This is a genomic window from Deinococcus sp. Marseille-Q6407 (genome assembly GCF_946848805.1).
Taxonomy (GTDB): Bacteria; Deinococcota; Deinococci; order Deinococcales; family Deinococcaceae; genus Deinococcus.
In genome coordinates, this window is the sequence record NZ_CAMPFU010000003.1 from 313684 (window position 1) to 320000 (window position 6317).

Below are 6317 nucleotides of genomic sequence, written 5' to 3' on the forward strand. Positions count from 1 at the left end.
GGCATGGCCTACTGGCTGATCAAATCCGAACCCGACGTCTTCAGCTTCGCGGACCTGCAGGCGGCCAGGCGCGAACCCTGGAACGGCATCCGCAACTATCAGGCCCGCAACTTTCTGCGCCAGATGCGGCGGGGTGACCTGTGCCTCTTCTACCACTCCAACGCCCGGCCGCCCGGCGTGGTGGGCGTGGCGCGGGTGGTGGGGGAAGCCGCTCCGGACGACCTGCAATTCGACCCTGCCAGCGAGTATTACGACCCCAAAAGCAGCGCCGAGGCCCCACGCTGGAGCATGGTGGACATTGAGCCCGCCGCCGAACTGCCGCAGCCGGTGACGCTGGACCGGCTCAGGGAGATGACCGCCTGGAAAGATTCGCCGCTGGTTCGCCCTGGCAACCGCCTCAGCGTACTACCGGTCTCGGAAACGGAGTTTCAGGCAGCACTGGCTGCGGGAGGGCCGGCCGCACTGCCTGACCAGAAACCCGCCATGCGGTAAGCCCTCTATAGAGGTTTCCTTCACAGAGTTGCCATCTTTACCAAGTCATAATGTTGGGCATGGCTTTCCTCCTGATCGGCATTTTGACGGTGCTGTTTTTGCTGGTGGCTTCGCTGCGGCCTCAGGTCGGTGAAGAGCCAGCCCACAGCGGCCCCCGGCAGGACTGAAGCCGCTCCAGCTTTTTCTGTCTGGCCCGCCCTGGCCCGCGCCCGTCTGCCCCGGCGCGGGCGGTTTCTTTTTTGCAGTGCTGACCTTCTGGCCCCGGCCCTCCAAAGCCGCCCGGCTTATTTGCCGAAGCGGCGGTTGCGTCCCTGAAAGTCGCGCAGTGCCCGCAGGAAATCCACCCGCCGGAAGCCCGGCCAGTACACATCGCAGAAATAGAACTCCGAATACACGCTCTGCCACAGCATGAAGCCCGAGAGCCGGATCTCGCCGCTGGTACGGATGATGAAATCGGGGTCGGGGATGCCGGCGGTGTAGAGGTGCCGGCTGATATCGGCCGAGTGCAGCTGATCGGCCACCTCAGTCAGGGTTTTGCCGGCGGCAGCCTGCTCATAGAGGTGGCACTTGACGGCATTCACGATTTCCTCGCGGCCGCCGTAGCCCACCGCGATATTCAGCCGCATGCCGGTGTAGCCGGCAGTGCTTTCTTCCAAGTTCTCCAGCGCGCGGCGCACCTCGGGCGGGAAATCGTCGTGCTGGCCGATCACCTGGACCTGCACCCGGTTGCTGTGGATGCGGGGGTCCACCGCCAGCTGGGTGGCCTCGCGGCGCAGCAGGTTCAGGATGTGCGAGAGTTCGGCAGGGTCACGGCCGGCATTGTCGGTGCTCAGCACCCAGATGGTCACAGCAGGAATGCCCAGTTCCAAGCACCATTCCAGCACTTCGTGGGCCTTTTCGGCGCCGATGGAATGGCCCATTTCGCGCTGCAATCCAGCAGCCTTGGCAAAGCGGCGGTTGCCGTCCAGAATCAGGCCCAGGTGCTGCGGCACGGCGCCGCCGGAACGCACCTGAGCGGCCAGCTGCGCCTCATAGCCGCTCAGCACGGCGCCGCGCAGCGAGTTCTTGACATTCTGCCCGGCGCTGAGCCAGCGGGTCACCAGCTGCGTTTTAGACGTCTGAGCAGCAGCAGGGGCGGCGGGGTCTTTCGGGGTCACGTCCCTCAGTTTAGCAGTGGGCCGCGGGCTACACTGCGGGAATGTTAGGCAAGACTTACACGACGACCCTGGGGGGCCGCGAGCTGACCCTGGAAACGGGCCGGCTGGCCAAACTCGCCAGCGGCGCGGTGACGCTGCGCTACGGCGACACCCTGCTGCTGGTCACCGCGCAGGCCCGCACCGAAAAAAGCATCCTGGACTTTCTGCCGCTCACCGTGGAATTCGAGGAAAAACACTACGCCGTGGGCAAGATTCCCGGGAGCTTCAGCCGCCGCGAAGGCCGCCCCGGAGAGAAGGCCATTCTCTCGGCCCGTATCACCGACCGCCAGATTCGCCCGCTGTTTCCCAAGGGCTACCGCCACGAAACCCAGGTGATCATCACGGTGCTGAGCGCCGATCAGCAGAACGCGCCGGACGTATTGGGTCCCATCGGCGCCGCCGCCGCACTGAGCATCTCCGATATTCCCTGGGCCGGGCCCACCGCCTGCGTGCGGGTAGGCCGGGTGGACGGAGGGTTCGTCATCAACCCCACCGCGCAGCAACTGGAACACTCCGACCTGGACCTGGTGGTGGCCGGCACCCGCGACGCCGTGATGATGGTGGAAGCCGGCGCGCAGGTGGTGGCCGAAGGCGACCTGGTGGACGCCATCGAATTCGCGCACGCCGAGATGCAGGGCGTGATCAGCCTGATCGAAACCATGCGGGCCGAGCTGGGCAAGGAAAAATTCAATTATCTGGCCGACGACGAACTCTCGCCCGACCTGGTGCCCGAACTGGCCGAAGCGGCCCGCGCCGGCGGCCTGCGTGCCGCGCTGCTGACTGCCAAGAAGCAGGAGCGCAGCGCCAACCTCAAGGCGCTGCGCGACCGCCTGATTGCCGAGCGAGTGCCCGACAGCGAAGCCGAAGGCGCCCGGGAGCGCACCGAGGAACTGAAAACCGCTTTCTCGAAGGTGGAAAAGCAGGAACTGCGCCGCCTGATTCTGGAAGAGGACCTGCGCGCCGACGGCCGCGACACCCGCACCGTGCGGCCCATCTGGATCGAGGCGCGGCCGCTGCCCCGCGCCCACGGCAGCGCCATCTTTACCCGCGGCGAGACGCAGGTGCTGGGCGTAACCACCCTGGGCACCGAGCGCGACGAACTGCTGGTGGATGACCTGACCGCCGAAACCGACGACAAGTTCCTGCTGCACTACAACTTCCCGCCCTACTCCACCGGCGAGGTCAAACGGATGGGCGCGCAGTCGCGCCGCGAGGTGGGCCACGGCAACCTCGCCAAGCGGGCCATCAGCGCGGTGCTGCCTTCGTTCGAGGAATTCCCCTACGTGATCCGCGTGGTGGGTGAAGTGCTGGAATCCAACGGCTCCAGCTCGATGGCGACCGTGTGCAGCGGCACCCTCTCGCTGATGGACGCCGGCGTGCCGCTCAAGGCCCCGGTGGCCGGCGTGGCGATGGGCCTGGTGATGGAAGAAGGTCGCTACCGCATCCTGACCGACATTCTGGGCCTGGAAGATGCCCTGGGCGATATGGACTTCAAGGTCTGCGGCACTGCCGAAGGCGTCACGGCCCTGCAGATGGACATCAAGATCGGCGGCATCACTCCCGCCATCATGCGTGAGGCACTCGCGCAGGCCAAGGAAGCCCGGATGCACATCCTGGGCAAGATGGCCGAAGTGCTGCCGGCGCCCCGCAGCGAACTCTCGCCCACCGCGCCGCGCATCATCTCCATGCGAATTGACCCGGAACTGATCGGCAAAGTGATCGGCCCCGGCGGCAAGCAGGTGCGCGAGCTGGAAGCGATGGGCGCGCAGGTGACCATCGAGGAAGACGGCCTGGTGCGGATTTTCAGCGCCAGCGGTGAGGCCGCGCAGGCCGTACAGGACCGGATTACCGCCGTGACCTACCAGCCCAAGGTGGGCGACGAATTCGAGGGCGCAGTGGTCAAGATTGCGCCGTTCGGGGCCTTTATCAACCTGTTCCCCGGCCAGGACGGCATGCTGCACATCTCGCAGATGAGCGAAGAACGCATTGAGATGGTCGAGGAAGTGCTGCTGATGGGTCAGAAAGTGCGCGTCAAGATTGTCAACATTGACGACCGCGGCAAGATCGACCTGATTCGCCCGGAACTGGAAGGCAAGGTGCCCCCACGCGAACCGCGTGCGCCACGCGAACGCCGCGAGCGCAGTGACCGTGGCCCCCGCCGCGAACGTCATGAGCACAGCGACCGGCAGAGTGACCGGCCACAGGGCGAACGCGGCGAGCGGCCCCGCAGCGAGTGGAGCAGCCAGGAACCGTCGGCCGCCGCCCAGCCGGCCTCTGCACCGGCCGCCCCCACGCCAGCAACGCCAGCCGAGCAGGAGCAGAAAGGCCTTGACCGGCTGTCCTTCGGCCCCAGCACCACTGACAACCAGGAAAGCTGAGCTCGGTCTTCTCCGGCAGCTCTGTTCCGGTCAGGCCGGCTCAGACTGCCCGCCCCCCCGCCAGCCACGCGCTGCGGGGGCTTTTTTTGCTCCGCACAATCCTGCGCTTCAATCCGACATGAACACCGAGATGAGCGACGCGGCCACAGCACCCACCAGCCCCACACTCACCGGCAGATCGTGCCCGGCCAGCGCCGACTGGGCCACCAGAAAAAGACCGGCCAGCGAGAGGATCAGCATGGCTGCCAGCCAGCTGCCGGTGACGCCCGGCCCGGACACCTGCCGGCCCCAGCCAAAGCCGGCCAGCAGCAACAGCCCGGCGCCCAGCCAGCCCCACGTCAGCGCGTCCATAGCTTTCAGCATAACGGCCGCCGTACACTGGAGCGATGAAGCCGTCCCTGAGTGCCGCCGCCGATGCCTTATCAGCTGCGGAACAGGCTTATACCGCTGGGCATCCGGGCCGGGCGCGGCCACAGTTGGAAGCGGCGCTGGACCAGCTGGTGCGCCTGCGGCCCAGTGCCCAGCGTGACGCTCTGCTGGCACGGGCGCATCTGGGATTACATGTGCTGACCCGGCTGAGCGGCCAAGCAGGCCGCAGCGAGCAGCATCTGCGCTGGGGCGTCAGCTACGCCCGGACCGCCGGGGACGGCGCCGTGCGCACCCAGGCCCAGCAGCTCTGGAACAACTGGCGCCGCGAACAACTTTAAGCTGCGGGGACGCGGCAAATTCAAAAGAAAAGAGCGGCTCCCATCACCTGCTGCCGCTCTCTCCCCTGTTTATCTCGCCGTCAGACTCAGAATTAGAAGCCGGAGTTGCTGGGCTGCAGCGACACCACGGCCTGGTTGTTTTCGCGGTCGTAGTGGCACTGCGAGTACACCTGCAGCAGCGGCTCGTTGGTCAGCTGAGAACGCAGTAGCACCGGCGCCGACATGGCCCAGCTCTGACCAGGCTGGTTGGAGACCCGGATGCTGTCGACCAGTTCACGCGAGTTCAGCAGCATTTCGGTGCGGACATTGTCATCCTCGCCCAGCATGTGCTGCTTGACCAGCGCGTCATGGATCTGGCCCATTTCTTCGGCCTGCTCGATTCCGTCCTGGCACTGTTCAAGGAACTTGTACTTGCTGATGCCGTTGGCACTGCGGTCGGAATACAGCGGGTTATTGGGAATAGCCAGGCCCATGGTCAGATAAGCCAGAGCCGCCAGCGACAGGGCCAGCACCACCCAGAGCGCTGTGCGCCCTGAACCGCCCCGGCTGGTAGTGGTCGTGTTCTCGTTCATATCTCCCACAATAGCGCGTTTCCGGCTTAAAAGCCGCCCCAGTCACTCTGTCCGGCACTCTGGCCAGTTGCTCTGAAGCGCGGCCGTGACGCCGGCCGTCCCGGCCCGGGCCAGTGCTTGCCGGACTGTTTCTCCGCTGACCGGATGCGCCAGATCCGGGGCCAGGTCAGCCAGCGGAGCCAGCACGAAAGCACGCTCCCAGGCCCGCGGGTGCGGCACGCTGAGGCGTTCCGAGGCCAGCACCTCTCCCCCGTACAGCAGCAGGTCCAGGTCCAGCGTGCGGGCCTCCCAGCGCACTGTGCGGGTGCGGCCGGCCTGAGCTTCCAGCGCCTGCAAGGCGTCCAGCAGGGCCAGCGGGGCCAGGCGGGTCTCTAACGCGGCAACCGCATTCAGATAGTCCGGCTGCCCGGGCGGTCCCCCCACCGGTGCCGTGCGGTACAGCCGGCTGACTGCCTGAAGTTCGCCCAGCCCTGCCAGCCCGCCGAGCGCAGCGTGCAGGGTGGCCAGGGGGTCACCCAGATTGGCGCCCAGGGCGATATAGGCCAGAGTCATGCGCCCGGCTCCGTTCGGTCCAGGGTCAGTTCGGCATAGATGTCGCGGAAGATGCCTGCCACCGGCGCACCCGGCTTGTGTACCCGCACAGTGACCTGTTCCAGGCGGGGATGCGCGGTCAGCAACTCGCGGGCAATGCGGGCCGTCAGGGTTTCGATCAGGTCGAAGCGTTCTCCGGTGACCAGCTGCCGGATCAGGTCGTAGGCTTCGGCGTAGTTCACGGCACCGCTCAGGTCGTCATTCAGGTCAGCAAACGGGTAGACGAGTTCGGCATCCACCACGAAGCGGGCCCCCAGCTGGGTCTCTGCCTCGAAGACCCCGTGTCGGGCAAAAAATTCCAGCCCCGACAGCACCACCCGGCCGGTTGCGGATTGGCCGGTCGCAGATTGGCCGGTCATTGGCCAGCTCCGGCCGTCAGTG

The 6317-nt window shown here is 66.2% G+C and carries 9 protein-coding genes (1 of these 9 running past the window's edge); 3 read left to right on the forward strand and 6 right to left on the reverse strand.

All coding sequences use genetic code 11. The features are described from left to right. Positions 1–3 precede the first annotated feature (3 nt). Positions 4–492, forward strand: coding sequence for an EVE domain-containing protein (locus tag OCI36_RS08660; protein WP_261664681.1), 489 nt, complete (start codon positions 4–6; stop codon positions 490–492). 284 nt (positions 493–776) lie between these two features. Here OCI36_RS08660 and OCI36_RS08665 read toward each other — a convergent pair whose 3' ends face one another. Continuing rightward, a complete protein-coding gene (locus tag OCI36_RS08665) occupies positions 777–1595 on the reverse strand; it encodes an isoprenyl transferase (protein WP_261664895.1) in 819 nt (272 codons plus the stop codon). A 95-nt stretch (positions 1596–1690) separates the two neighbouring features. On the opposite strand from OCI36_RS08665, the gene pnp reads away from it, so the two are divergent. Continuing rightward, positions 1691–4066, forward strand: coding sequence for a polyribonucleotide nucleotidyltransferase (gene pnp, locus OCI36_RS08670; RefSeq protein WP_261664682.1), 2376 nt, complete (start codon positions 1691–1693; stop codon positions 4064–4066). 108 nt (positions 4067–4174) lie between these two features. On the opposite strand, the gene OCI36_RS08675 is transcribed toward pnp, so the two are convergent. Next, complete coding sequence (locus OCI36_RS08675) at positions 4175–4417, reverse strand: hypothetical protein (protein ID WP_261664683.1); 243 nt, start codon at positions 4415–4417, stop codon at positions 4175–4177. A 35-nt stretch (positions 4418–4452) separates the two neighbouring features. Here OCI36_RS08675 and OCI36_RS08680 point away from each other — a divergent pair, with 35 nt between their 5' ends. After that, positions 4453–4773 carry a hypothetical protein gene (locus tag OCI36_RS08680; RefSeq protein ID WP_261664684.1) on the forward strand — a complete coding sequence of 107 codons (321 nt, stop codon included), beginning with the start codon at positions 4453–4455 and terminating at the stop codon, positions 4771–4773. A gap of 92 nt (positions 4774–4865) precedes the next feature. Here OCI36_RS08680 and OCI36_RS08685 read toward each other — a convergent pair whose 3' ends face one another. The 4 genes in view from OCI36_RS08685 to folP are tightly spaced (at most 42 nt apart) and all read right to left on the reverse strand, a layout consistent with a single transcriptional unit that may run on beyond the window. After that, a complete protein-coding gene (locus tag OCI36_RS08685; protein WP_261664685.1) occupies positions 4866–5345 on the reverse strand; it encodes a hypothetical protein in 480 nt (159 codons plus the stop codon). Positions 5346–5387: 42 nt separating this feature from the next. Beyond that, entirely contained in the window at positions 5388–5897 is a 510-nt protein-coding gene (gene folK, locus OCI36_RS08690; protein WP_261664686.1) for a 2-amino-4-hydroxy-6-hydroxymethyldihydropteridine diphosphokinase, read from the reverse strand. After that, complete coding sequence (gene folB, locus OCI36_RS08695) at positions 5894–6295, reverse strand: dihydroneopterin aldolase (protein WP_261664687.1); 402 nt, start codon at positions 6293–6295, stop codon at positions 5894–5896. Before folB ends, folK begins: the two co-directional genes overlap by 4 nt. Continuing rightward, a protein-coding gene (folP, locus tag OCI36_RS08700) for a dihydropteroate synthase (RefSeq protein ID WP_261664688.1) crosses the window boundary here: on the reverse strand, positions 6292–6317 show its 3' end. 889 nt of this gene lie beyond the right edge of the window; the window shows 26 of its 915 coding nt (coding positions 890–915); the start codon falls outside the window, past its right edge — the gene reads right to left on this strand; the stop codon is at positions 6292–6294. Before folP ends, folB begins: the two co-directional genes overlap by 4 nt.